The sequence below is a fragment of the Clostridioides sp. ZZV15-6383 genome, assembly GCF_020657735.1.
In the GTDB taxonomy this organism is placed as follows: Bacteria; Bacillota; Clostridia; order Peptostreptococcales; family Peptostreptococcaceae; genus Clostridioides; species Clostridioides difficile_D.
In genome coordinates this window covers 1-227 of record NZ_JAGWCV010000255.1, presented here as the reverse complement: position 1 = coordinate 227, position 227 = coordinate 1, and the positions used below count along the sequence as shown (strand labels likewise).

Sequence of the window (227 nt, the reverse complement as noted above, 5' to 3'; positions counted from 1 at the left end):
CGCTAGCCCCCTACGTATTACCGCGGCTGCTGGCACGTAGTTAGCCGGGGCTTCCTCCTCAAGTACCGTCATTATCTTCCTTGAGGACAGAGTTTTACGACCCGAAGGCCTTCATCACTCACGCGGCGTTGCTGCATCAGGCTTTCGCCCATTGTGCAATATTCCCCACTGCTGCCTCCCGTAGGAGTTTGGACCGTGTCTCAGTTCCAATGTGGCCGATCACCCTC

General features: G+C 56.8%; 1 rRNA gene. It reads right to left on the bottom strand.

The features are described from left to right. Positions 1 to 227: ribosomal RNA gene (locus KGF42_RS19685) — 16S ribosomal RNA — on the bottom strand; the annotation flags it as partial.